Source organism: Prochlorococcus sp. MIT 1303, assembly GCF_001631965.1.
GTDB classification, from domain to species: Bacteria; Cyanobacteriota; Cyanobacteriia; order PCC-6307; family Cyanobiaceae; genus Prochlorococcus; species Prochlorococcus marinus_D.
In genome coordinates, this window is sequence record NZ_LVHK01000042.1 from 126929 (window position 1) to 151435 (window position 24507).

A 24507-nucleotide genomic window follows, 5' to 3' on the forward strand; every position below is an offset into this window, starting at 1 on the left:
TGAGTGAAGGGCTAGGCGATTAGATATCCTACCTTCTATTCCAAGATCCTGGCTAGCTCTGAAAAAGCATGTATTGATAGATCTGACTCAACCATTTGTCATGACTAAATGGTACTGAATAAGTGCCTTTCCTCTCAAGCCAAAATATTCACCGTCGCCCATGAATATATTGACATACTAAAAATCAAATACAAACCCAACAACGGCAAAGTTAAAGCCCATTACCTAATCCCTCCGGATGTCTCGACAATTGCCAGATATGGAGCTTGGTGAGCTTTTCCCGTGGACAAAATTCATACCAGCTGGCAAGAGGGGCGTGAAGAGTGCCTGCAGGCTCGCCCTCAAGCACGTCATAGTGAAGTTGGATGGGTTCGTTAACACCAACTATTCGACCGGTAAGCAAGGATTAAACTAAGGGCATGAATCAATATTAAAAGTTCTTAAAGTGATGTATTTAAGCGCGTAAGTGATTCTTTAATTATGCAATTGAAAAGATCCATTTTGCACCTATTGGTATATTCTCTAAAATTAGTTGTGGCTATTTACAATAATAGCATTTCAGTCCTGATGACTAATGAGGAGAAATAAAGAAATTGAGGATTTCAATCACTTAAAAATGTCTTGGGATCATGTAAAGGAATTAATTATTGATTGCTATTGTTGACTCTACCAATATAGATCGAACCGAAGGCTAAATATGTTTTGGTTTTACGCCTCGGCCAAGGCAAAGCATACAAGTGTGGTATGTAACAGGTGAAGACTTCAAATAGCCAACACCACCACAACGTAAGCATACAGATGAACTCTTAGTATGAGAGGGTTTGAGCAAGCAAGGATCTGTCTTGTGGGAGGGCTTGAGTGTTGTCATCATTGTTCTTTGTATGAAAAAGGTGTCCAAGGCCCTTGACATTGGCTTGCTCACCATCACAGGCACAACTTCTCTACACAACCCCCAAGCTGGGTGATCTTCACCAATTGACTTGGATCAATCCTCAGCAGACAAGAGTCATTATTGCCTTAGGCATTTGGCAAAATCCCTTTTAAGCGGTGCAAATAGTGATAACTTCGACGAATGCCAATATATTGGTGCTATGCATGTAAAGCAAAAAACAGTAAGCACTATTAAGCTTATTCCACGGATCCCATCACTATTGCCAAAAATCAACAACATGAAACTCCCGGCAAAAACTGCCCTAACAGCTGGAATTGCAACAGCTGTCATCATAATTCTGCCTTACATTGTAAATTTGATGTTTACAGTGCTGCCAGGGTTCCTAGGAGCACTTGCCAGCGTTGTAACGCCTATTTTCACAGTAGCGGGGCTGGCCTGGCTGATCACCTACATCTGGACAAAGCAGTGAAAGAATATATCTCTGGGCAAGAGTGAATTCAAAAAATAATTCAATTGAATTATGATTTAGTTGTTCATTAAATAGTTGTTCTGTATATACATTTAGCTTGCTTGTAAAAGCAGAGCGTATTTACTTGATATAAGCACTGATTCTGATAATACTTGCACAATCAGACTTACAGATTCAGGAATGAATGGTGCTGACAAAACATCTCAACGAAACCAATGGATCAAATGTAATAAGTAAATGCAGCCAATCGGTAGCCAACATATAAGGCAGAAAGGTGCGCAGTATTAAAACCAAAATTCGCAAATAGATGCACTATTCTAAGTCGTAATATCCATACGGTTATTGACTGCAAATGCATTCAATAAAACCATACAGATTGAAACCTCTACTTCTCTCTAAGCTCTATCTTAAAGACGTGAGCATCTTTCTTACGGCTAACCTTAAACACTATCAATACTCTCCCTGTGAAACTAAATATAATGACTCAAACAAATAAATTGGCCAAAACCCTTCCAGGCAAGGCACTAGCTCCAGCAGCCAAAACTGGTTCAATCCTAGCAACGACAAAAACACCTGAAGCAGCAAGGGTTGTTGCATGAATGAGAGCCGAGACAGGAACGGGTGCTTTCAATACATCAGGACGCCAGATATACAATGGAAACTCTATTAATTTTGCAATTGGTCCCATAATCATAAGGAAGCAAAGGAGAAGAGTTATTGGATTTGAAAGCTTACCGCTGACAATCGCTTCTTCGAGAAGGGATCCACTTTCATCAAATCCAAAACTTCTGGTCACCCAGAACAAACCAAGACTACCAAGTAGAAATCCAACGTCACCAAGACGGTCAACCAGGAAAATGTTTTGGGTTGTTTTGGAAGAGCCATTGGTGTCGTACCAAAAACCAACTAGAAGGGATGAAGAGATCCCAACCAACAGCCAAAAGACAAACATCTCTAATAGGTTTGGACTTAGGGCTAGGCCTAGCAAGGCACTAGTAAAAAAACCTAGATAAGTAAAAAAACTCACATAGTTATTTTTGCCAACCATATAAATATGTGCGGACAACATCAACAACATCCCTGCAGTGCTGATCAGCGCAAGCATCTCAGCACCAATGCCGTCTACAACAAAACCGATCTGTAAATTGAGATCAGTTAAGCCTGGCAAGTCGAAGATCACCTTACTGGCAGCAGTTCCAGCCCTTTGTTCCGCCAGAAGGGCGTAACTGAGTACAGCTGCTGCACCAACACAGCTAACTAACAGGAATGAAACCGGCTTACTCAACCGGTTCATGGTGAGCTTGAAACTGATCAACAAAAATCCTACAAAGCATGCACCTGCCAAAGGCAGCACTGGAATTAACCAAGCGAGTTCAGAAGGTAAAGGCATTAGCCGAATTTAGTGATTTTAGAAGTTGCAAGTTCAATTGTCAGATCGTCAAGTCCAACAAAGCAAAGTAAGCCGAAGACACCAAACATGGAAATTGGAAGAGTTTCATCCATCACTAATAGGACGAGTTTCCCTGTTGGTAGCAAAGCCTGAGCAAGTCGCCAAATAGATCCTTAGCATTTGGACATGAGGCCAAAACGATGAAAAGACACGTCGACTGCATAAGGATTCAGTCAAGCCTGAAGGAAATCAGCCAAATATCCAACAAGATTCTGAATCACCGTGAGTTAATCCAATCCAAAATACCCATCAAAAGCTCGTGAAACGAGGGCACTGTGCGATCCAGTATCAAGATCAGTACCACTAAAGCATTGAGAGCAAATACTGAGACAGAAACGGCTATGCCAAGCTTTTTCTCGCGTGGAGAGATCCGAGCGTTGGCTTCTGAATTGTCCTTTGGCGTTGCATCCACCGCAATACTCAGATGATCTTTCAATCTCGATGCTAAAGCAGGGAACAGAAGTCAGCGGAGAAATGTAGAGGCTATTCATCCTTTCTGTAAGTCTTGAAATGGAAGGCCTATTAGCCGAAAATCAGGTCATATCAGCACGCCCCGCCATAACAAGCAACAATTCAGAGCCCCTTAGGAAGGCGATATAGCTGCAAAGAAAGCGGCATGAGATGGCAGGATGAGGGCAGGCGTAACTTTGCCGGCAATGATGATCAACAGAATGCGCGAAGCCATCGTGGATCAACTTCGTTCTTGCAGTACACCTGAGCAGCTTCTAGCGCTAGACGAGCAAATAAGAGTCGAGACCGATGCAGGCCCCCTTTATCGCGTTATCTGTAACTTCTTGCGAGATCGCACGGTTGCTCCCGTCGAAGCAGCGAGATGGCTTGACACCTTGATGGACCATCGAGAGAAGCAACTGGACGACTGTCTCAACCTCAACTGTCAGCTTTAAGAAAAGGAACACTCTGCAGCAGTTCTTTAGGGGATACAGCCAACAGCACAGCACAGTGCTGGTGCCCCCCTGCGCAACGGCTTCAACGCAAAGGATTTAACGCATAAAGGTTCTCGAATGACGATTGCCGACTGCAATCGACGACTGCACTCTCCTAAAACCCGGTGAAATCGACGACGAATCGCCGAACTAAAGAGACAACTGAAGCAACCCAAGCATTGGACAGCTATTAAGCCAGACATATTTGCTCAGCAGCCAAAACAGGCGCACCAAAAGCGTTGGAACCAGCTTCAAGAAAATCATTCCTAGTTCAGATTGGGGCTTAAGTCGCAATAATCGCTATGGATAGGCCCATTTGATCTGATTTTTGCTGCTCTTACTCCCCTATTGCTAGCACACACACAAGCCCCTATTCCTTAAGCCATTAAAAGCATTCAATCGCAATGTGATCAACAACCCTATCCAAAGAAAACAACAAGAAGCTGTTCAGACTTCATGGCCAGACCATTGACTGCCACTGCTAGAAGGCTTGAGGAGAGATAGCCCTATCACAAGCAGGGCTACGATATTAATATTTGCTTAAGATGAATTTGCGCAAATAAGATGAAAATAAGTATAAGATTAGAAGACATAGTTTCCAAAAATCCTTTCTATGCGCCAATCTTTTGCTGGTACGACTGGTGCGGTACAGCCTTTGGCCACACCACGTATCCAATCGATCCGTGAAAAGATCAGCATACAGGAACTGGAGCTACGACTTACAAGACTTGGTCTAGCAACAACGACCCATACTCCAAATCCTAGCTAGCAATAAAGTCATCTTGGAAAGTTAGAAAAGACAGATAAAAGATGAACAGTTGATCACCCCAAAAGGGCTCAGTAGAAAACCATAATCTGCACGAATAAAACAAAAAAATTCTAAATTGCCAGATACTCCACAATCCTGGCAATACATTATCGTTCACTAAACAGTTGCAAAAAATACTTTATTGATAAGAAAGCCCCCCAAAGAAGACGCCAACAGAACGATAAATAGCGAAGCAAGTCGCTATGCAAATACGAGTAATCCATTCGCATGATTGGGGCAGAAGTGAAAATTAGTCGCCAACAAGAGCTTCGACAACAACAAATTCACCTCTAAGTCGAGCAAAGAAATTTATGGTAATATCATATTTATCGGTAGAGAAATAGCCTGCACCTCCACACTAACTGCTGATCGTGCTCGGCACCGGGGCAAGTTGGAGCTAAAGGGGTAACTAGAGAGAGAAGCGAAGGATGATCGGCAACTACAAGTTGGCACTATCAAGCCAGAATGACTAAACAACGGACTGATCCTCAACGCTATGTCCCTTAACCGCCGAGACTTCCTAGGCCTTAGCGGAGCAGGAGTGGCGAGCTTGTTTCTTCATAGGGCCCTTGCCGCAAACCTGATCAGTGCTCCGTCACAGTCTCTCTTGTCTGACCTGCCAAGGGGAGATCAGCGAATCGCACTGATCAGCGACCTCAACTCAAGTTACGGCTCAACCAGCTACGTGTCTCAAGTTCATCGTGGCCTAGAGCTTTTAATCAAACTGCAACCCGATCTTGTCCTTTGCGCAGGCGACATGGTTGCAGGTCAGAAGCTCGGGCTCACTGCAAACCAGCTCGATGCCATGTGGTCTGCCTTTGATGAGCAGATACTGCAGCCCCTAAGAACTGTAGAAGAGCCTTTCGCTCCAACCATGGGCAACCATGACGCATCAAACAGCCGCGGACATTCGGGATATGTGTTTGAACTCGATCGACTGCATGCTCAGAAGTTCTGGAATGCTCGCCAAGGCTCACTTGGTCTCACATTTGTTGATGCCCATCAATTCCCTTTCCGATACAGCATTCGTCATGGAGAAATCTTCGTGCTAGTTATTGATGCCTCTTCAGCCAACGTCTCAGCAGATGACTGGGCCTGGGCCGAGAGCCAGCTAGACGGATCAGAAGCTCACCAGGCAAAATTGCGCTTGATGATGGGCCATCTGCCGCCTTATGCGATTACAAAGGGACGCAATCGTGCAGGCGAAGTGCTACACGAACCAAAACGTCTGCAACAACTACTTCTGCGCAAAAATGTAGATCTATACATTAGTGGCCACCATCACGCCTGGTATCCGAGCCGTGTAGGTTCCGCCAATCTGCTTAGTCTCGGTGCCATGGGTAGTGGACCCCGTCAAAGACTCAACGACAGAATGCCCCCACAACAGACCGTCACCGTGCTCGACCTTTTCAGCCAACAGGGCGAACTTGTAGAGACCACTATTGAGCTCGATGGCCTGCAAGTCTTACCAGAACAACGACTGCCCAGTTCATTGCAACCAAGCGTTGGTCCAAGGCTTGACCTGCGCCCAACCAGAATCAATCTCAGCAAAAAATCAACTGCCAACAAAACAAAGCTTTCGGTGAAAACTTAATTAGGAACAGGCTTAAAACCATCGTCTAACCTGAGCAGTGGCCAACTGCACCTCGCGTTGAAAGAGAAGAGCCGCTGCCATTAGGCATACCATCGCCATAACGAACAAAGGCACCACAAGTAAGGCAAGATCCAGTTGAGTGACCACACTGATAAAGACAACAGCTACAACCAGTGCCACCAATAGAATCGTGACGGTGAGAAGTTCAATCGCTTTCATCACCAACGCCATGCGCCTCTTCAATGCTTGTAACTCTGTTTTGCTCTCACGCTCTGATGAGACAGGTGTATCCCGGCTCTGGGTCAAAGCTTGAAGCTCACGAGAACGATCAATAATGCGAACCAATCGGCTATTGAGAACTACAAGCAAACCTCCAATACCTGCGAGCAAGAAAACTGGCGCAACAGACATCTGGATGGCCCTCGACAGGTTTTCAGCGGGTTGATGACCAACTTGGGAAACCAGATCAACAAGCCCCAAGAAATAAATCATGAGCAAACGTATCGAGCAGTCAAGACAAGCTACCAAGACCCAATCGAAAAGAGATGGTGGGCTGATAAACGCCGGCCAAAAGAATGAAAAAGGAACTCACGTACTGCAAAGACTGGTCAATAGCTACCTACAGATTGGACCTGAGACATTCGCGGACATTGTCAAAGTGAGTCTGTCACTGGAGATGTTGATGCCTGTATGAACAGGCTGAAAGGGTAGATTGGTTCCAATGAAGAGAGATAGGTAAAATAAAATTAATCGATCAATTCAAATATGAAATAATCTGGCTTAAAAACAAAAGAAATGAAAGGGGGCAAAGTGATCATCATTCGTTAGCAAAAAAGAAAGAGTCGTTCAAAATAACAAGCTCTGAACCGAAAAGGAACTCAAGGTCTATTATGCGAAAAAGAAGGATGGGGATGGATAGGCTAAAAAAACAAAATAAGTAAATAGGTCAAATATTGTGAAAAGTTTCTGGAAGATGAAATTTGAACAGGGATAACATAGTCTTATAAGCCAGGTTCGATTTGATTGCAAAATGAGCAAGAATCCCTTGCATCGCGCCTTCGATTTACTAACAGGGCAATGGTCTATTTTCTTGGAACAACCTGTTCCAATTGAAGTGCTTAATGAGGAACGCATTGCAAACTCTTTGCCTTCCTTTGGCTTCTTTGTTTTACTTATCACCTCAACAATAATCGCAACGTTTGGACTCATTGCTAACAACACTGCCGTTGTAATTGGAGCCATGATCGTGGCTCCATTAATGAATCCAATCTTGAGCATGGCGTATGGGATATCAATTGCAAGCAGCCTGTTGATCCGACGATCATTAGTGACCTTGATCATAGGTACGGGAGTCGTTGTTATCACAGCAGGTTTGATAACAGCGTGCATGCCGGTAAGAGTCTTAGGCTCAGAAATACTGGCTCGTACATCACCAAATCTGATCGACCTGCTAGTGGCTATTGCGGCCGGAATAGCTGGTGCATTTTCGCTAACCCGCAAGCGTATTGCTAGTTCTATAGCTGGGGTCGCAATCGCCGTTGCGCTTGTGCCTCCACTTTGCGTTAGCGGCATTGGGTTGACGCTTGATCCGGAGATCAGTGCCAGATTTGCTAGAGGGGTAATAAGGGGACTCAACCATGAGGTTGCTACAGGGTCATTCATACTTTTTCTGGCCAACCTTATAGGCATCACCTTTGCCGCTTCACTGACCTTTCTAAGCCAGTCCTATGGATCGATCAAGCGCTCATGGATTGCATTATTAGCATGGTTAGCACTGATTATTCTTATTTGCGTACCTCTAAGTTCATCCTTAAGAAAGTTCTTCATTACAAAGAAGATTGAGATGGAACTCTCAACTATCGGGGCAAATCAACAAGAGCCAGGAGCAACAAATATAAAAATACCAGGAATTAAACAGAAGATGCAGATCCGCTATATGTATGTGAATCTAAAAGAAGATCGTGCTATTCTAGATCTAGTACTCAATGTCCCAGAAGGCACACTGACTGAGGGAAAAGTAACCTCAATTAATCGAATGCTGTTTGAATCAATAAAACAGTTTGGCATTCGACAACTCGATGTAGACACAAGAATCGTTCCTTCACGAGTTCATCAGTACAGAGAGACTCTTAAGTAATCAGTATCTCAGCCTAGGAAGTGAGAAATTAGCAATTAAATATTTAAGAAGACCCAAACTATCGCATATGCAAAAGATACATTTGACTGAACATTGGTTTGATGTAGAATTTATATAATTTGGTTAAAGTCAATCATTTTTTCGAGAAAAAAACACATTTTGAATAGGAGCACCAAGTGTAATTCCCTCCCGGTCAAAAGCTTCTTTAATCTGCAACCTAAACTCACGGCCTACACTCCACTGAGCCAAGGGTTGAGTTTTTATCCAAACACGGATTAAACAACCTGATGATTGCACTTGATCAATCCCAAGGATCTCGGGAGCATCAAGAAAATAATCACTCCATTGCTTATCATCTCTCATGGTATTGGCTACTAGCCGAACCACATCGAGCACTTGGCGAAGATTTTCGCGAGCTGATACCTCAATATCAAAATTAACTCGAGACCAATCCTTAGTAAGGTTCTCTACGATTCGAATCTGGCTATTAGGCAGAGTTGTTAGTTGACCATCAGAACCACGAAGTTGAGTGTTGAATAAATTCATATTTTCAACAAAGCCGCCAAAGGTGCCGATCGTAACGACATCACCTATTGCAAAACGATCTCCAGCCAAGATAAGAAATCCGTTAAGAATATCCTCAAGCACATTTCGAGAAAGAAAACCCACACCCACAGCGATTACTCCAGCACTGGTAAAAATAGACCGGTCGACTCCTATTGTTGTTAAAGTCAAAACGAGACCTAGAAAGATAGTGATTACGGTTGCTCCACCTTTAAGAACCTTAGAGTATGTACTTGCCCTAAGCGTATAGCGCATCGAACTAGCCTCCCTGCTGGTCACACGCCTTATCCAATTATTAATATTGAAATCAATGATGATAACAACCAAAAGCCGCAAAATAAAGACGCCTACCCAAATCAAAGGAATCGCAATCGACTGCTGTAGGGCAATAAATGCGTATATACGCATTGAAGGATAAACAGCTGTAGCAGAAAGCAAGACTAAGACTAAAAATGCGATTCGCAGAAAATTACTTACTAATAGAACGAGTTCTAAGAAGTTCTGGGTCTGGTTCAAGAAAGCGTGAGTATAAGCAGCTGATCGAGGAAGATTATTGATGCTTGGATTAGGGTCTTGAGTTGTAGACTCATTGACATTATCGACGCCGGATGAATGCATTGAATGCTCGAGTGAATCAATATGATTAACATGTCCGTCATTACTGGAAAGGGGCATAAGGTTTCCCGAATAAGCAGCCATAACATCGTCTTTAACAGATTCTGAAAGTGATTCCTGTTTATGCAATAAACGACGATTTATTGAGAGCAATGAAGCTCGTATGGTCTTGAGAAGAAACAAACCTAAAATGCCTGTTAACAATAAGCCGGCAGAAAGTAAAACACGTAATCCAGGAAAGGAGGAGGAAAATTCCAGGCCCCATAAACGATCACTAAAATTGACCCTTATTCTCTGCTGCCACTCTTGCGCCAACTGAGGGATCTCAATGCCTGCTTGCTGAGCATCTGGAGCCGTTACTGTAATTACTGTCTGTTTAAAAAGTCGATACTTTGGATTGTCTGGCAAATAGATAACTGTGGCTTTATTTTGGGTGCCGATCTCCACTGCAGGAGTAAGAGGATGTAAGGGTTTCTGATGTAAGAACCACCAGAAGCGTGGATCATAGATTCGTTGTAGACCGTAAGTAGAAGCCTTGCCAGACAACTGGGTGTCTCGCCAAAACCTAACAAGACGATTTTTGACAGATTTAACAGTTAGCTGTACAGATTGAGCTCGTTGTTCAATGTTCTGCGCTGCTAGTTGTGGACTAATGTTATTTGTAGCCTGTGCAGCGAGAGTGAGACGATTGTTCTGGCTAAGAATTCGAACAGGAAAAACAACTCTGCTGCAGTAAAGGCGTCCACAACGCCAAGGTCTATTAAGGTCCCAGACAGGTCGGTTCATAGGATTACTGATGGGAGCTGCTGTTGACCCCAACGAGATCTGTGCAAAAGCAGGAAAAAAAAGCAGGCTGATCAGTAAGCCACAAAAAAGACATCCCAACCGACGCAAACCTAATTTTTTTTTAGAAAGTAGCTGCATTACCAATTCTTATCCATCTAAGGATTGTAGCTAGATTAAATGAGTTGCTGATGGATAGCCAGAAAAACGGGAAAAGTTTGATCCATCAGCATGGTCTGGGAAACAAGCAGTAGATTTTGCCCTGGTCTATACATTTCGCCTACAATTCTAATGAAGAAAGACTTACAACCTATAGAACAACCAAAATAGCGGTATGCTATTGCCCAAGAAAGATGCACAATATCGACAAACAATGCTACGTGAAAAAGATAAGTGCGTATACGTTAAAAACGTATGGTATAAACTATGGCAAAGAAAACTCATCGACAGAAGAAATCTCATTGCCAGGGAAATTAAACAGAATAATGATATCAGTACGTTATTCGATAGTAACTATTCAATATTAAAAATATCGTCGCAAAATACTAAAGTATTAATAGCGATGACAAAGTAAGCAGTAGGGCACTATAAGAGCTTGCAAATGATCTTAGCGAGCAAGCCCTCAATTCAAAAATTATGCTCTGACATATTCAACTGGTGAATAGGCAAGGCTTGACTTGGTATGTCTCATAAATCAACATATGCAATGGATAATCTTAGGAGGGTTAAATAATGGAAGATACTATGATGTATGCCACAACTGCATCTTCTCACAACTTGAATCACTAAATGAGCACTTCTTATGGAAATGTATTGGGTTACACAAAAGAATAAGAGCAATGTTAAGTTAAGCCTAACTATCACTGTTGATAGTTAGGTTACTTACGTCTAGAAGGATTAGTATTGGTCTAGCCCTATCGGTAATCAGTTAAATAAAACAGAAAAGATATTTCGAATTAAGACCCTGACTTGTTCACTGAAGGCTCTAAGGTGGCCAAGTCTGCAGTTGCTTCAGCTATATTGTTGCTGAATTTACAAGTTCCCAGATAACAACCTAGGAAACGCTCTCCTTGCTTCGCTGGAAATTTATGGATAGTTCCACCTTGGGCAGTGGAGTGAACAAGAATAGCTTGGAGACCCATAATAGGAAGTAAATACTATCCTATCTTCACGCAATACATCAGCATTGCCATAGGTGGATGTACTGCCTTGAGAGATAGGATTCAATCTACCAAGCAAATTAATAAATTCTAACGGATTAAGCATTTCAAAATAATTGTCATTTAAAAACCAATTCGGACACAACTTGATGTCTGGAAAATTCAATCAAAATGAAGGTGTGTTTGATTCATCCCAAATTGCTTGAAAGAGAATTAGTACAGTCAAACAAAATAGAACTCTCATGTTAAGTTAAAGGGATAGCTATAACACGACAGACACAAAGTCAAATCGTATGAAGTCAAGAAAGGTGGTAGTAGCAAATGCTAGGGTTAATTGAACTTCCTGAATATAAAGTGACGCTAGACATTATCATTCTAATAAGCATTCCTTTACTAAGTTACTAATAGTTTTAAATTCAACTCTATCAGCTCGATGACACCACTCAAACATCACTGATTCTGTAGTGGTTAAAGTCACACCAACTGACTCCATACGCCTCAATGCAACCTCATAGTCAATTCTCCTACGACTACCAATTGCATCGACAGCTACAAAAACCTGATAATCATTTGAGATTAGATCTAGTGCTGTTTGAAGGACGCAGACATGAGCTTCAATTCCGCAGAGAAGAATCTTACTAATACCAGAGTCTCTAAATTGTTGAAGGATTTCTGCACATCCAACACAACTAAATGACATTTTCGGGAAAGGCTTGTGTACTATCCTTTCCGCAATTATTTCTATAGTATCACCAAGACGTTGAGGATATTGTTCTGTTGATGCAATCTCTATACAAAGAACATTCGCAGCATCAATCAGACGCCTGATATTCCAAACGATCTGTTTCTGATCATCCACAGCCTGTATCAATCTCTCTTGCACATCAATAATCAAAAGGGCTGTGTCTTTAGATTGCATCAACATTGTGCTATGCAAAAGAGAATCAGTAGATGAGTAAGTTACATTCGCAATTGAATTATTGGGATAGTCATTGGTCATGGAGTTCTTAAGAATCTAGTGGATAAGTAGGAACAGGACAAGTACTAGTAAGTAAGAATATTGACAAGATAAAGGCTTTTGGTTAATACTGTGATCATCTCAGAGCTTACGGGATTCGAGCGCAATTGCTAAACGCTCAACAGCATCAGCTAAATCCTGCTGGGGGTTTGGAGCTGTAGCAGCTTTAGCCTCCTCTTTGCGTTTGAAGCGCTCGATAGCCCTCACCACAATAAATACCACGAAGGCAATGACCAAAAAATTAACCATTGAGACCAAAAGTGTGCCGCCGGGCACGGCACTAAGTGTCTCTACCTTAAGTTTAAGAAGTACAGGATCCATCACAGCGGTAGTGACCAACTTAACAAGTGCATCCACCACCTTGGAGAAGGCACCACCTACGACAACAGCGACCGCGAGATCAACGACATTGCCGCGATTGACAAATTCAGTGAAGTCATTAAGGACGTTGGTTATTTTGCGACGGTATGCCATATGAAGCAATGACTAAAAAGACACCATAATGACCCTCTCAGTGAGATGACGCCACAATCCTCAAAAATTCAAACGATTTGCCCCTTCTAAATCATCAGGGCTTGGTCAGAAGAAATCTTATCTAATAACTTATGAATAAAAATTAAACTGGTTAATTCGGCAAAAGAATAAAAATCCCCTGGCCTCCACTGGCCAAGGGATCGTTTATGCGTTCCGTGAATAGTATTGCGTATATCCAAGAACTACTGAGTAATCGAAGTCCCATAAGGGTGTGCCGGATGTATCAAGCAGACTACTCAATCAATCTATTGAGATGGGGTGAGTGATTTAACATCATAGAATTATATGCATTTCTATGATCTTAAATATAACGACTTGTTGGGGGAGGTAATGCATTTGCAGGCAAACCCTAGAGACATCAAGAGAATGATGGCTCGGTTTCAGGCAAGGCCAAGTGAAAAGGAGACAATAACAGCATAAATACTTGAATTGAAAAAGTTTAAAGTCAGATTAATGCGCGATATGTTAGGAAAAGTACAGACCTAGCACGCCAATATCTGGCCAGAATATTTAAATTATTAATAGATGAGGAAGCAGATCTGTCCGTAATATGAGAGATAATATGCGGACAGTATGATATCCCTATCCGGTACATTTTATATTAATACGTAGATTTTTGTCTCTGGTGCTAGTCTTAAGGAATATCAGCCGTCCAGTCATCAACATCAAAACGTACTTAAAGAGCTGATGATTAGGACTAATCAAAATTCCCTTGTATCCTTTTTAAAGAGCTTTACAAACCTGAATTCAGCAAGCTGGATTGAAACGTCCATTTTATTGATTGCCACCTTTGGTTTCGTTGCCCTGATGCATATAGAGCCTGTAAGAGCAACTCCACTCAAGCTCATGTGCTCTTACATCTATGAAGGGAAAACATATAAGGAAATATACATTGTCGACTCCGAACAATTATTGGTAGAGATAAGTTATCCATTCGCACCATCTGAAGAAGAAAGAAATATCATCGAGAGTCTTATCGTTGAATCAACCTCACCAGTTCTTGTTGTTGCTAGACTTCAAACAGGCAACAGTCATTACTTCAAATATGAGATCAACAAAGTAAACCTTGAGATCAAAACATTTTCGGTAAGCTTTGTCGCCGGAGTTCAGCCGATGACAACCCGTACTTGCAAGAGAATTAAAGACTTTCCTAGCCATTAGAGCAAAGTTTAAACCTCTAGGGGTAACTTCAATTCACTCAATTGAGGCTAGGCCAACCTAATCCAGAAAAGCTATGCCCAGTGAGTAAGTTTACAGGATTGCAATCAGTCTCAAGTATCATTACTAAAGAGCATTAACTGTTTCATCTAAACTTACGCTAATAATAGATCATCTCAAAAGGCAGATAAAACTAATGAAAGTTCACCAATATGTCTTCAATAAAATTTAAATATACGCGTAGTCTTGCTACTGACCTAATTTTTCCATAAACGGAATCTCTGGAAGACCCGTTTGCATCATCGACAGCGATGGGGAATGCCGATTGGGCTGGAAGGTGATTGCAGCCAGCGTGAACCAACAGAGCGCTAACGCCTACCTCGACGACAGGGGACTGACAACGGCAACAGGGCCGGATAACAGCATGCCAACTGATGGCAGACCTGCCGACATCAGTTGGGAAAACATTGATGGGGTGAGCTACTACACACAGACTCTCGCAGCACAAGCCACAGACGAAGCATCTCACAGCCTTTTGGCAAAAAGGGATCAGTACTCTTTGATCAACTGCAATCTGCAAGCTGTCACGTGCCCAGCCAGCGGACAGGGAATAATCAACAGGCAGTGGCAAAAGTCATCAACCACCAAACAATCTGGGCTTACACCGACCTTTTACTTCACGAGATTGGGCCTGGCCTCGATGACGGTTTCGCTGAAGAAGGTCTTAGCCTCTCATCGCAGTGGCAAACTCCCCCTTTGTGGGGATTGGCAATGACCCAGACCCAGAGGGTTAATCGCCAAGCCAGTTTCTTACACGATGGACGGGCATGCAGCATCGAGGAAGCGATCATCTGGAATGCTGGCGAGGCTACAACTGCCTAGTAGCGCCATCAGGCCTTGCCGCAAAGGCAGAAGGATCAACGATTGGCTTGGCTCAAACAACTTTAAAGAAACAACGCGATCTACCTTGAGATGCTGCCTTGCTTTCAGGAAGCTCAAGCCATCAATTGCGCCAATCACTCTCATTAGCGGTTACTGTTGAGAAATGCATTACAGAGGTGGCCTTGCCTACTTCTTCGTCCCTGGCCCGTATCCATGGACAACTTGAGGTTGGCTTGCATCAGGGTGGTCGACGTTTAACGCCTCAAAGACGCCGCGTTCTTGATCTCTTTGAAAGTATTGGTTCTGGCATTCACCTCAGTGCTGAAGAAGTCCATCAGCAACTTCTAGAAGCAAACTCGAAGGTGTCTCTAGCAACGATCTACCGCACCCTGCGCTTGCTTGTCGAGATGGGTTTTCTACACGAGTTGGAAATAAGCGATGGCGGACATCGCTTTGAATTAGCAAGTCACGACCATCCTGATCATCACCATTTGGTATGCGTGCGTTGTGGTCGTACTGAGGAGTTTGAGAGCAAGCCAGTACTGGAAGCTGGACGCTCTGCTGCTGAGCGGATCGGGTTCCAACTGATCGAGTCAACATTGAATGTAAGGGCTCTATGTCCGTCTTGTCAGAGACCCTCTACAACCAATGTCCATTGATGGCTGATGACAAACATCAGTGCGGAGAATGCTGATCACACGGCATCCAATGGGTTCCCATCTGGTGAGCGCCTTTGCATCCCAACTCACGTGCCTTCGCTTCGGCCTCCAATTGAGTGGGGTAGGACATCAAGCGCGGGTCCGTCTGCGACGCAGACTTGCCGCTCACGGGAAGGTGATGCTGATGGGGATTTTCAATCTCCGACCCACCCAAAGACACCAAGCCCATGCTAATTGGACCTGCCGTCCACACTCCCATGGTGCTTACACCAACAGAAAGCAATCCCATCCCAACGACAGAAGCATTGATCACCCCCATGGCCACAACGCCAATGGAAACAACACCCATGGGAACAACACCAATGCAAACCACTCCCATTGGGACAATACCGATCGAAATTGTGCCTAAGGGAGCTATCCCAATAGCCAGCTTTTTCGGTTTGCTCCCGCAGTGTGCTGATGCTTTGTCATCGCCAGTTTTATCAGCAGTTTTCATGGATTGTGTTGAGACTCCATTTGAATGCCGTGCTTGTCACAGACCATCCACATCTGACCCATCTGATGGGACCCCTTACAACCAAATTGTGGGGCGGCAGCTTCTGCCTCAGCTTGAGTTCTAAACATCGCCTGCTTCGGTTCAGTCGCTGATGTTTCAGCAGCGTTGATCCCTACTTCGCTCATTACAACTGTCAATCCAGTCGTTGCAGCAATCAACAGTAGCGATCCACTTAATGTAGTTGAGGCTAATCGGCCCATGAGCTCCATTATTTCCACCATCCATGATGCATCCAGATTGAAGGATGCACCACAGAATCCTCTCGCTCGCTTTTGGCGAGCGAGAGCTGGTTCAGGCCTATCGACTGCACCAAAACTCCACAAGCGTCGAGTCTATGGACGCACCGTTTGCTGACTGGTGGCACGAGATCATCGTGTTCAAACCATTGGTTTTTGAAGAGGCCTTTGAAGCCGTTTTGGCTGTCCGTGAGCAGCACACCGTTTTGCTCAACATCTGTCGGATGGACCCAGAACATGCCCGGCGCACCATTGATTTTGTGATTGGAGCTGTGACTGCACTTGATGGACAACATGTGCGCATTGACGAGAAAGTATTCCTATTTGCACCTTCACTTGTCGCGATCAAGACGTTGCAAGGTTCCCTTATAAGAGATTCAGCCATCAAATCTATCGAGCGCTGATCATCAGCTTTGATCACAGGGCCTTGAATGATTAACCGATCTCTTCCTCAGATTGAAGGGCGCCGCCACAGCTTGATCCATTGCCTGCAGTGCAACCAAAACAATGAGGTCCAACAGTGATTGGTTGCCCAGGCCATTGAACTTCGACATCCAGCAAGTCCCTGAGGTGGTGAACAGGCCCCTTAGGGTGAAGACTCAGTTGCTGGTTAAAATCACAGTCAAAAAGCTGGCCCTGCCAATTCACACTGATCAAGCTTCGGCACATGACCGTTTTTAGATTATCGGGATTATGAGCACCTTCTAGAAGCTGCTGATAACTCTCTAGCTGGCCGGTCATGGTCAACTGTGTAGCAAAACGTTGAATCGGCATGTTCGCTATCGTGAATAATCTGGTGAATTCGATGCCATAACGTTGTTTCAGCTCTTTACGGTAGGCCTCTTCTAGTTGAGCTTGAGGAGGAGGCAGCTGAGGACCCTGGGGGTTAAAAATCAAGTTGAGAATTAGTTGCTCATCGTTTTGCCCATAACCAAGTTGATTCAACTGACGTAATCCAATAAGGCTGCGTTCAAACACTCCTTTGCCACGTTGTTGGTCTACATTCTCCGCCTCGTAACAAGGCAGAGAAGCCACCACAGTGACACGATGTTTTGCGAGAAAAGCCGCCAAGTCGTGCTGGCCTGGCTCAGTGAGGATGGTTAGGTTGCAACGGTCGATAACCTCCACACCCAAACAGCTGGCCTGAATGACCAAATCCTTAAATCCTGGGTGAAGCTCGGGAGCGCCACCGGTGAGGTCAAGACATTCCAGCTGGTATTGATCCAACACCTTGGGTATCAAGGCCATGGTTTGGGGATCCATCATTTCCAGACGGGTCGGCCCTGCATTCACATGGCAGTGGGAACAGCTCTGGTTGCATCGGTAACCAAGGTTGACCTGCAAAGTACGTAGGTTGTCCCGATGCAGCTCCGGGAACACCTCAGGTCGAAACGAAGTTGCTGATGTGTCGTGAGAAGGCAACACAGAAATCATTTGAGTGCAATCATCCTGACGTGGCCAATGGCAAACAAACCACTTGTTTAGTTATTACTGCTGATGTCGAAACAAACTGATGATTCTTAGCAACCAGAGCCTTTAACGAGACGTCTTAATAGAAGTACGATACTTTACTTACGTTCAACAGAAGCTCTTTATTGAAGCAATCATCCACTAACATAAGAGCAAAGAGGCAACAACAAAACATTCACAATACATCCTATGCTTGGCACATTTTAGCTCAAGTTTGTACAACATTTACGTTCCAACTCCTACTTTATCGATTGAGAGAAAGAAATAGCAAGACGGTCAATTATGCTCCAAAGAGGATACAAAATACTCGAGGAGTAGGACAGCCATCAATGCCGTACTTCCCAAGGGTATTCACAAGGAGCAATGCATATTTACTTTAAAAAAATGATTAACATTAAAAAGAATCCTTGTCTAAAAAGACATGGTTAAAAGCAATCAACTCATGAAGTCACTCAATACAGAATTTTAAAACGACTTAGAATGATTTTTCAAGACATGGCACTGGATGAAGTGTTGTTCAATAATCTGAATCTGGAAGAACAATCAATCAAGGTAAAGGAACTCTAGTACTTATCTCTAATCTCACCCTTGAGGCCCAATAAGCACAAAGGGATGATCTCCTCTTCAGCCTTCCAAAGATAGCTAATTACAGCATTCAACGAGCTGAACGACGTTCAGCAAGTGACCTAAACCAAGCCACGTATGTGCTGGGGCCGCTATGAACCAGCACATCAAAATGCAAGGGATCCTCAGGATCACTGATGCCTTGTAAACGTTCATCCAACAAGCTGGGTCGGTATACTTCACCACCACTACTATCGACAAGAACCACTCGATTGGTACGGTTATAAATTGCACCTAAATCCTGTAACAAGGTAAGAAAACCGCGGTCGCTTCCGCCACGTAACCATCCAGTTCCATCAGGAGATGGATTGGATGTAACCGTATCACCCACACCCATCAAAAGTGGCATCTGATCAACAGGAATATGTTTGCAGCAGAGATCCAACAATCCCTGATGAGTCTTAGGTGCTGAACGCACATCAAAGTCTTTGCCGAGAGGAGCTGTGCCTTTGTGTTTAGCGATATGCTTGTTAATCAAAACCAATAGTCCGGCTTCCTTGACAGCACCTTTGAGCATGAACTGGATATCAGTGGTGCCTACATCGCCAGGAGCAGCAGGCTTAAGCCTCTCCCGTTGTCCATCACAGCCCATGTTGGGAGCAATATGCAGAAAAAACGAATTAGGCAAGCCAGCACTTATTGCACTATTAATCAATTCATTCATCAACTCCTGCAGCATAATTTGCAGGGATTGCTGAATGCCAACATCGTCAGGAGTCAGGCTAAACAAGCCATTCAAGAGAATTGTGGGCGATAGCTCTGTATCAAGAACTGACATCTTTGCGAGGATTTGGATCTCATCAGAGGTGAGCTGGGGTAGCAATGCAGGAAGACGCTTTTCAAGCAAGGTCTGCATTCGGCTAGGCAGTGCAGCAAGAAAGGCGATTTCTGCATCACTAATGCCGGGATGACTGATCTCGCCATAACAATTTTGCAGTTGCACACCGCCTGCGGCTAATCCCGGTAAGTAGAGGCCCTGCTTAGCCGGCAGCTGGGGATCACCCAAAGCCCTCTCGACTACACAATTGACTCCACGATGTCCGCCATGCTCTCCATTGGTCAGTACAGAGAAAGACCCCTCAAGCCTTTTGGCTGCCCATACGTAGGCAGGATCCAAAACTCTCGTCAGAGGATCCTTGACAAGGGGGATACAAACGCCGTCAAGATCCTGAACGATCAAGAGGTCTTCAGTACTGACCATCTCAGCCAAAAGCTGATCGAGCTCGATGTGGCCCATGTTTGTTGATATGGCCGGGTCTACACACCTTCCCACGTTGGACACGACGGGCCAAGCCACTGAGATGGAAACACTGTGGCTAGCGGCTGCTGACTAGTGAGCAGCTGTATTGGTGCGCGGAGAAAGTTCAGCTGTTTGTTGAGCAGATCCTGATTGAACTAAAGGCCACAAAAGCAGACCGATCTGAACAGAAGGTGCTCGATTTATCATAGAGATTAAACGTTTTAATATGGTGATATGCAAATTTCCATTTTCCTGAGATCAGCTGCATCCGTAGGGTTAAAGAAGACAACAACAAATCTGCATAGAAGCAAGGAGAAGTGATGAACAACAGTTTTTTCACCAAGTCCCTAAATCCGGAGGTTATTCAAAGCAGAATTAAAACACTGGAAAATGGCAATGTAGGGTTCTACAGCGTGGGGCTTTATCCAGCCTCACTGGCATACAACTGTGCGATGCAAACCGCTGGTGTCAGCTTATTGCTTGCCCCGCGTCCAGAACGGGAATTGCTGGGAGCCTTTCCAGAGGGCTCATTGGATGGAATGGACGACGCCCATGTTGCATCAGTTATAAAGATGGGCACACATGTAAAAGCTGGAGTTCGTGTCACAAACACACTGGCTGATCTAATTGAACGCTGTGAGCTCGTCGTGCTCAGTGCGAACAGCAACCATGTAGAGCTAGACCTTGAGGAAGCTTGTCGACTACGTGAGGAGATGAAACGAGAACAGGTTGTTCTAGCTTGTCTAGCAGGTTCCTTCTCTCATAACCAGATCAATAATGAATCATATGTCCTATGTGAAAAGCAACCAAATCTAGCTTTCTTCTCAGGATTTCACCGCCATGGAGCATTGCGAAATCCGTTTGATAGCTTCACGGCCAACTTCTGCCATCCCAATGCACTGACAGCGATGCTTGGAGCTCGAATGCTGGATCGATTGTCACCAAATATCCAGGTATCGTCAGGTGTTCACAATATTGAAGGGCAATATATCAAAGCGGCAAAAAATATGGCATCAATATTTGCTGGGTTTGGGTATACATACCACCATGACAATCCAGGCGTACTTCCAACTCTGCTGACCTTACTTTTAGATCAGTGTCTTGATCAAGCTGCCACAGTATCGATGTGTAGAAATGATCGTCAGGGGCTCTACAATCAACAACCATTTTCATTAACTGAGCTTGGTTACGGAGTGCAGCGCATTGAAGCCGCATTGGCTCGAGATGGGGAGATGGAAAAGGTGCGAGATCACACCTTTGCACAACTTACTGCCATGGTTGCAGATGTTAGGGGCAGCATGATGCTTCCGGTTTGCGGCAAGCCTACGCGTAACTTTCAAGCTGGACAAGTACTCGCTAAAAAGATGAAGGAAGAAGAGCGCTGCCCTCATCAAATGGAAGAATTTGAAGAATGGTGTGAATCTGATGGGCTACAAAAGGGAGGGTTAGAAGGCTTGAAGTCTCTGCGTTATTGGCCACAAATTGTTCGTAATTACTCTATTCCCCTGCATGATTCATCGATGGTAAATCTTTTATACATGTCTATCTATGGAAATCAGTCCAGCAAAGGAGTTGCTTATTCTGTGATGACAGAAAGCCGTGAACTCACTAATTACTGCCAGGAATCTGTCAGGCCAACCCATAGCCGCAGATATGCCGAAGCTCTTCAGAATCTTGACAACCCAGAGGCTATGGACCTCATCGTTAATGCAGTGATTGCCGACAATGGACGCCGTGCAATCCGGGATGATTCATTCCTTAATGATTCGGAGGCAGTATACAAGACACCAGCTTATCTCAGAGCGATGAATGTAATCGAGACAAGCCTATAAGTAGGATTCACTAGCAGATCACCAGTAATTTCAAAACATCTGCTGAATGGAAAGCAAATATCCTTTGATTTGAATCATGAGCAAGCTGGCTGATCTAGTTATCAGATCATAAGTCTGAGTCAATTAAGGACTTGGCAAGTAAATAGTCTTATCAGCAATTGTTTCGTAAGGTGTTGGGTCGCAACTGAGCACAATCACCTGAAGACCACGCTTTACCGCCTGGGTCATCATCCTGAGCACTGACTCGATGCGATCTGGATCAGTATTGGTAAAAGCATCATCAAACAGAATTGGCAAACAATCACCATGTCCTCCTTTGAGGGCATCTGCGATCGAAAGACGAAGAGCCCCATTGAGCTGTTCCTTCATGCCGCCACTTAAATCTCGAAATTGTACATTTTGACCGTCACGTCGAAGGCCTAATTCTCGAAATCCATCATGAGGGTCGAAATCAAGGTGACAACCATCATTTTCGTTACCAAGCAGGGGCTGTAAGTAAGAACAAATTGCCTGACTAAGTGGAGTCGTATATCGATTTGATAGTTCGGCTTGAGCTTGTTGAAATGATTTCAAGAGCCTTTGCTGTGCATGAGCAAGCATCAATTGGTCACGCTCCTCCAGCTTGGCCTGATTGAAGTTAACGCGGGCTTCCTCAAGAGCAGCATAAGGTTCAAGGCTTCCAAGCCCTTCACAGCGTTCACGCAGAGCTCCTCGTTGTCCGCTAAGCACCTGTAAATGTTCCTGCAAACGTTTTTCTTGGGCATCAAGCTCTGCAAGAGCTGACTTGATGGCTTGTAGAGTTTGGTTTCCGAGCTGTTGTTCCAAATCAGAAACTTTCTGTACCAAGTGAGTCAGTGATTGATTAAGTTTCAGTATTTTTTCCTCAATGTCTGGTTCAGGACCATGCTCAGTCAAAAGAGATTTCCTATGTTCTTTTCGTTCGATTTGTTTTGCACTTAGCACCTCAAGCGAAAGTGTAAGCTTCTGTAAGTTCTTGTCTTGCTGATGCTCTTCTCGATGCAGCTGCTGAAGTTGCAAATTGATCACCTTAATTGACTCACTAATGCTTCTGTAGTTCTGGCGACATCGCTTAAGCTCAACGCGGACGGTCTCGAGATCAAGAGGTTGATTCAAGCTTCCATCATTAGAGAGTAAACTGTCATCTAGCCTTGAAAGTTCTGGCTCTGAGGTCATCTCTTGTTCAAGTTCATGCTGACGATTTTCAAGTTGTTTTTTCTGTAGAGATAGGCTTATGTTTCCATCATGTCCATCTTGACATCCATTGAGTTGTTCGTTGATAAGATTCAATTGCTGACTCAACTGATTTCTGTGATTAATCTTTTGTTCAGCTTCCTCCAAAGATTTCACTTGCCAAGCCTTTAGGGTGTCCGTGTACTTCAGAAGATGCCTCTCATGGTCACGTTTTAATTCTTCAATTCCCGTACCTTGACCAGGATTAATATGAAAGCGAACTCCATCACCAACATTCACGGTGAAGCCTGATATAAGGCGTTTCGTCTCACCCTCCTTCAAGGGAAAACCATCGACAAGTACAGGTTGATCAGCACGTTCTAGATTGAACTCAGATGCCATCGTTTCAATGCGAATAGCACATCCTTTGACTTGTTCATAACAATCACGAAGACGCTGCAAGTTAGCCACACCAAGATCAGGCAGTGCATCGAGTTGAATTTTCAGTGTTTGGGATTGGTTGCGCAAGCGTTGTTGCTCGTTGTGCTGTCGTTTGAGGGATTCGCGTTGATGCTTGAGCTGTGTGAGTTCTTCTAACCGTCTCATGTGCAGACCCCTTAATTCCCAATCCGATCGTTGTTGATCCAGATCATCGAGCTTTTGCTGGGTGGTCTCAATCTGCTTTTTGGTCTCACTAAGGCTGTGCTTAAGCAGAGTCTGCTGCTCACTCCCATCCTCAAGATTCTTCTGGCAGAGGAGAAATTCATTGTGGATTTGATGATTGGAATGAAGGACACTTTGCAGTTGTTTCTTTCGCAGTTGAAGAGGTTCGAGCTGCTGTCGAAAAAGGAGCAGAGCAGCTTCGTCCTGGCGGGTCTGCTCCTGTTGCTTTTGCAACTCGAAACGTCGCTTTTTGAGGGCAGGTTTGCGGTCTGACGTGAGCAAATCAAGCTCATGCTCAAGTTGATCCAACTCTGCACTGGTGGATTCAAAGCTGTCCCGTTGCAGTTCAGCAGTTTTAAGAGCATCTTCCGCTCTCTCTCGTTGTTGCTGACATTGCCAAAGAAGTGAGTTACGACGAACCCCTCGACTCGTGAAAGTGGCTTCCACAAGAGCCTCCAACTCCGTACTCACCTTTTGATCAAGAGGTGATTGCAAAGACACTTCTGCCCGTTGCTCCAATTGCTGCATCAACCCATTGAGGTCGTAATGCTGAGGTCCTTGATCTAAAAGATTCTGGCCAGCTAGTCCCTGTAACACCCACAGATGAGCCCATCGACTCGGAAGGACTCGCGCTGCCTGACGACTGCCAACGATCTCATCAACTCCGAGAAGTTGTGCGAGGAGCTCTTCTGCTGCAGAACCACTGAGTGGAACTTCGTGCCCGGTTCCATCAAGCCTTACGCTGCCACTCTGACCACTAAAGCGTTTGCTCAACGACCAGATCGCACCTTTTGCTTCAAAAGAAAGTTCAATGAGGGGGTGACCTGGGAAAAGATTAGAGCGCAACGCTTCTACTAGCGAGCCGCTAGCTGTGGCCTTGAGAAATAAGCCTCGATGCATCGCCTCCACAAGTGAGCTTTTACCGCTTTCATTGGCTCCAGAAATCAACGTCAATCCGGGCGAAAAGTCGATATCCAAGAGCCGGTGACGGCGAACATTTTCAAGATGGCAGTGCAATAAGCGCATAG

The 24507-nt window shown here is 44.4% G+C and carries 24 protein-coding genes; 11 read left to right on the forward strand and 13 right to left on the reverse strand.

The genetic code is table 11. The features are described 5' to 3' along the window. Window positions 1–211 precede the first annotated feature (211 nt). Window positions 212–403, reverse strand: coding sequence for a hypothetical protein (locus PMIT1303_RS13355; RefSeq protein ID WP_156486933.1), 192 nt, complete (start codon window positions 401–403; stop codon window positions 212–214). A gap of 577 nt (window positions 404–980) precedes the next feature. Here PMIT1303_RS13355 and PMIT1303_RS07000 point away from each other — a divergent pair. Then, the gene (locus PMIT1303_RS07000) at window positions 981–1361 is read left to right on the forward strand and encodes a hypothetical protein (protein ID WP_063398097.1); all 381 of its coding nucleotides are present in this window, start codon (window positions 981–983) and stop codon (window positions 1359–1361) included. A gap of 484 nt (window positions 1362–1845) precedes the next feature. On the opposite strand, the gene PMIT1303_RS07005 is transcribed toward PMIT1303_RS07000, so the two are convergent. Together PMIT1303_RS07005 and PMIT1303_RS07010 are read right to left on the reverse strand one after the other, a co-directional pair. Next, window positions 1846–2751, reverse strand: a complete 906-nt coding sequence (locus PMIT1303_RS07005) for a proton-conducting transporter membrane subunit (protein WP_063398098.1) — start codon at window positions 2749–2751, stop codon at window positions 1846–1848. A gap of 277 nt (window positions 2752–3028) precedes the next feature. After that, the gene (locus tag PMIT1303_RS07010; RefSeq protein ID WP_156486934.1) at window positions 3029–3223 is read right to left on the reverse strand and encodes a hypothetical protein; all 195 of its coding nucleotides are present in this window, start codon (window positions 3221–3223) and stop codon (window positions 3029–3031) included. Between the two features lie 244 nt (window positions 3224–3467). Between PMIT1303_RS07010 and PMIT1303_RS07015 the strand changes: the two genes are divergently transcribed. The 3 genes from PMIT1303_RS07015 to PMIT1303_RS07020 all read left to right on the forward strand — a co-directional run bounded on the left by PMIT1303_RS07015 (window position 3468) and on the right by PMIT1303_RS07020 (window position 6157). After that, a complete protein-coding gene (locus PMIT1303_RS07015; protein WP_231901378.1) occupies window positions 3468–3716 on the forward strand; it encodes a hypothetical protein in 249 nt (82 codons plus the stop codon). Between the two features lie 652 nt (window positions 3717–4368). Next, a complete protein-coding gene (locus PMIT1303_RS13360; protein WP_155724952.1) occupies window positions 4369–4524 on the forward strand; it encodes a hypothetical protein in 156 nt (51 codons plus the stop codon). A 535-nt stretch (window positions 4525–5059) separates the two neighbouring features. Beyond that, entirely contained in the window at window positions 5060–6157 is a 1098-nt protein-coding gene (locus PMIT1303_RS07020; RefSeq protein WP_063398100.1) for a metallophosphoesterase, read from the forward strand. A 12-nt stretch (window positions 6158–6169) separates the two neighbouring features. Here PMIT1303_RS07020 and PMIT1303_RS07025 read toward each other — a convergent pair whose 3' ends face one another. Continuing rightward, window positions 6170–6568 (reverse strand): DUF2721 domain-containing protein, encoded by a 399-nt coding sequence (locus PMIT1303_RS07025; protein WP_036912524.1) that lies wholly within the window; start codon window positions 6566–6568, stop codon window positions 6170–6172. A gap of 79 nt (window positions 6569–6647) precedes the next feature. Between PMIT1303_RS07025 and PMIT1303_RS07030 the strand changes: the two genes are divergently transcribed. Together PMIT1303_RS07030 and PMIT1303_RS07035 are read left to right on the forward strand one after the other, a co-directional pair. Beyond that, window positions 6648–6851, forward strand: a complete 204-nt coding sequence (locus PMIT1303_RS07030; protein ID WP_063398101.1) for a hypothetical protein — start codon at window positions 6648–6650, stop codon at window positions 6849–6851. 336 nt (window positions 6852–7187) lie between these two features. Continuing rightward, window positions 7188–8294, forward strand: a complete 1107-nt coding sequence (locus PMIT1303_RS07035) for a DUF389 domain-containing protein (RefSeq protein ID WP_063398102.1) — start codon at window positions 7188–7190, stop codon at window positions 8292–8294. A gap of 129 nt (window positions 8295–8423) precedes the next feature. Here PMIT1303_RS07035 and PMIT1303_RS07040 read toward each other — a convergent pair whose 3' ends face one another. The 3 genes from PMIT1303_RS07040 to mscL all read right to left on the reverse strand — a co-directional run bounded on the left by PMIT1303_RS07040 (window position 8424) and on the right by mscL (window position 12908). Next, entirely contained in the window at window positions 8424–10397 is a 1974-nt protein-coding gene (locus tag PMIT1303_RS07040) for a mechanosensitive ion channel family protein (RefSeq protein WP_063398103.1), read from the reverse strand. Between the two features lie 1389 nt (window positions 10398–11786). Beyond that, window positions 11787–12416: an isochorismatase family protein gene (locus PMIT1303_RS07055; RefSeq protein ID WP_082824460.1), complete on the reverse strand. Its 630-nt coding sequence runs from the start codon at window positions 12414–12416 to the stop codon at window positions 11787–11789. A 99-nt stretch (window positions 12417–12515) separates the two neighbouring features. After that, window positions 12516–12908 (reverse strand): large conductance mechanosensitive channel protein MscL, encoded by a 393-nt coding sequence (gene mscL, locus PMIT1303_RS07060; RefSeq protein WP_063398107.1) that lies wholly within the window; start codon window positions 12906–12908, stop codon window positions 12516–12518. A gap of 837 nt (window positions 12909–13745) precedes the next feature. Here mscL and PMIT1303_RS07065 point away from each other — a divergent pair. Together PMIT1303_RS07065 and PMIT1303_RS14340 are read left to right on the forward strand one after the other, a co-directional pair. Then, entirely contained in the window at window positions 13746–14129 is a 384-nt protein-coding gene (locus PMIT1303_RS07065; RefSeq protein ID WP_231901380.1) for a hypothetical protein, read from the forward strand. Between the two features lie 564 nt (window positions 14130–14693). Then, the gene (locus tag PMIT1303_RS14340; RefSeq protein ID WP_369818715.1) at window positions 14694–15008 is read left to right on the forward strand and encodes a di-heme oxidoredictase family protein; all 315 of its coding nucleotides are present in this window, start codon (window positions 14694–14696) and stop codon (window positions 15006–15008) included. Here PMIT1303_RS14340 and PMIT1303_RS13365 read toward each other — a convergent pair. Next, entirely contained in the window at window positions 14937–15152 is a 216-nt protein-coding gene (locus PMIT1303_RS13365) for a hypothetical protein (RefSeq protein WP_063398110.1), read from the reverse strand. The genes PMIT1303_RS14340 and PMIT1303_RS13365 overlap by 72 nt on opposite strands. 38 nt (window positions 15153–15190) lie before the next feature. On the opposite strand from PMIT1303_RS13365, the gene PMIT1303_RS07080 reads away from it, so the two are divergent. Beyond that, the gene (locus tag PMIT1303_RS07080; RefSeq protein ID WP_063395013.1) at window positions 15191–15667 is read left to right on the forward strand and encodes a Fur family transcriptional regulator; all 477 of its coding nucleotides are present in this window, start codon (window positions 15191–15193) and stop codon (window positions 15665–15667) included. A gap of 16 nt (window positions 15668–15683) precedes the next feature. Here PMIT1303_RS07080 and PMIT1303_RS07085 read toward each other — a convergent pair whose 3' ends face one another. Next, window positions 15684–16163, reverse strand: a complete 480-nt coding sequence (locus PMIT1303_RS07085; RefSeq protein WP_063398111.1) for a hypothetical protein — start codon at window positions 16161–16163, stop codon at window positions 15684–15686. Beyond that, window positions 16160–16423, reverse strand: a complete 264-nt coding sequence (locus PMIT1303_RS07090) for a hypothetical protein (protein ID WP_369818713.1) — start codon at window positions 16421–16423, stop codon at window positions 16160–16162. The genes PMIT1303_RS07085 and PMIT1303_RS07090 overlap by 4 nt, the downstream gene beginning before the upstream one ends. Window positions 16424–16467: 44 nt before the next feature. On the opposite strand from PMIT1303_RS07090, the gene PMIT1303_RS07095 reads away from it, so the two are divergent. Further along, window positions 16468–16863, forward strand: a complete 396-nt coding sequence (locus tag PMIT1303_RS07095; protein ID WP_082824462.1) for a cell division protein SepF — start codon at window positions 16468–16470, stop codon at window positions 16861–16863. A gap of 31 nt (window positions 16864–16894) precedes the next feature. Here the strand turns inward: PMIT1303_RS07095 and arsS are convergent, their stop codons facing one another. Next, entirely contained in the window at window positions 16895–17893 is a 999-nt protein-coding gene (gene arsS, locus PMIT1303_RS07100) for an arsenosugar biosynthesis radical SAM (seleno)protein ArsS (protein ID WP_063398113.1), read from the reverse strand. Between the two features lie 691 nt (window positions 17894–18584). Continuing rightward, window positions 18585–19790: a glucosylglycerol 3-phosphatase gene (gene stpA / locus PMIT1303_RS07105; protein ID WP_063398114.1), complete on the reverse strand. Its 1206-nt coding sequence runs from the start codon at window positions 19788–19790 to the stop codon at window positions 18585–18587. Between the two features lie 323 nt (window positions 19791–20113). Here stpA and PMIT1303_RS07110 point away from each other — a divergent pair, with 323 nt between their 5' ends. Further along, window positions 20114–21625: a hypothetical protein gene (locus PMIT1303_RS07110; RefSeq protein WP_063398115.1), complete on the forward strand. Its 1512-nt coding sequence runs from the start codon at window positions 20114–20116 to the stop codon at window positions 21623–21625. Window positions 21626–21748: 123 nt separating this feature from the next. Here PMIT1303_RS07110 and PMIT1303_RS07115 read toward each other — a convergent pair whose 3' ends face one another. Continuing rightward, window positions 21749–24505: an AAA family ATPase gene (locus PMIT1303_RS07115; RefSeq protein WP_063398116.1), complete on the reverse strand. Its 2757-nt coding sequence runs from the start codon at window positions 24503–24505 to the stop codon at window positions 21749–21751. Window positions 24506–24507 lie beyond the last annotated feature (2 nt).

Excerpts from the sequence above, each read along its gene's own strand:
- PMIT1303_RS07005 (WP_063398098.1), bottom strand. The coding sequence starts at position 2,751 with ATGCCTTTACCTTCTGAACTCGCTTGGTTAATTCCAGTGCTGCCTTTG.
- PMIT1303_RS07015 (WP_231901378.1), top strand. The coding sequence starts at position 3,468 with ATGATGATCAACAGAATGCGCGAAGCCATCGTGGATCAACTTCGTTCT.
- PMIT1303_RS13360 (WP_155724952.1), top strand. The coding sequence starts at position 4,369 with ATGCGCCAATCTTTTGCTGGTACGACTGGTGCGGTACAGCCTTTGGCC.
- PMIT1303_RS07020 (WP_063398100.1), top strand. The coding sequence starts at position 5,060 with ATGTCCCTTAACCGCCGAGACTTCCTAGGCCTTAGCGGAGCAGGAGTG.
- PMIT1303_RS07025 (WP_036912524.1), bottom strand. The coding sequence starts at position 6,568 with ATGTCTGTTGCGCCAGTTTTCTTGCTCGCAGGTATTGGAGGTTTGCTT.
- PMIT1303_RS07030 (WP_063398101.1), top strand. The coding sequence starts at position 6,648 with ATGAGCAAACGTATCGAGCAGTCAAGACAAGCTACCAAGACCCAATCG.
- PMIT1303_RS07035 (WP_063398102.1), top strand. The coding sequence starts at position 7,188 with ATGAGCAAGAATCCCTTGCATCGCGCCTTCGATTTACTAACAGGGCAA.
- PMIT1303_RS07040 (WP_063398103.1), bottom strand. The coding sequence starts at position 10,397 with ATGCAGCTACTTTCTAAAAAAAAATTAGGTTTGCGTCGGTTGGGATGT.
- PMIT1303_RS07055 (WP_082824460.1), bottom strand. The coding sequence starts at position 12,416 with ATGACCAATGACTATCCCAATAATTCAATTGCGAATGTAACTTACTCA.
- mscL (WP_063398107.1), bottom strand. The coding sequence starts at position 12,908 with ATGGCATACCGTCGCAAAATAACCAACGTCCTTAATGACTTCACTGAA.
- PMIT1303_RS13365 (WP_063398110.1), bottom strand. The coding sequence starts at position 15,152 with ATGAGAGTGATTGGCGCAATTGATGGCTTGAGCTTCCTGAAAGCAAGG.
- PMIT1303_RS07085 (WP_063398111.1), bottom strand. The coding sequence starts at position 16,163 with ATGAAAACTGCTGATAAAACTGGCGATGACAAAGCATCAGCACACTGC.
- PMIT1303_RS07090 (WP_369818713.1), bottom strand. The coding sequence starts at position 16,423 with ATGGGCCGATTAGCCTCAACTACATTAAGTGGATCGCTACTGTTGATT.
- PMIT1303_RS07095 (WP_082824462.1), top strand. The coding sequence starts at position 16,468 with ATGCACCACAGAATCCTCTCGCTCGCTTTTGGCGAGCGAGAGCTGGTT.
- arsS (WP_063398113.1), bottom strand. The coding sequence starts at position 17,893 with ATGATTTCTGTGTTGCCTTCTCACGACACATCAGCAACTTCGTTTCGA.
- stpA (WP_063398114.1), bottom strand. The coding sequence starts at position 19,790 with ATGGGCCACATCGAGCTCGATCAGCTTTTGGCTGAGATGGTCAGTACT.
- PMIT1303_RS07110 (WP_063398115.1), top strand. The coding sequence starts at position 20,114 with ATGAACAACAGTTTTTTCACCAAGTCCCTAAATCCGGAGGTTATTCAA.
- PMIT1303_RS07115 (WP_063398116.1), bottom strand. The coding sequence starts at position 24,505 with ATGCGCTTATTGCACTGCCATCTTGAAAATGTTCGCCGTCACCGGCTC.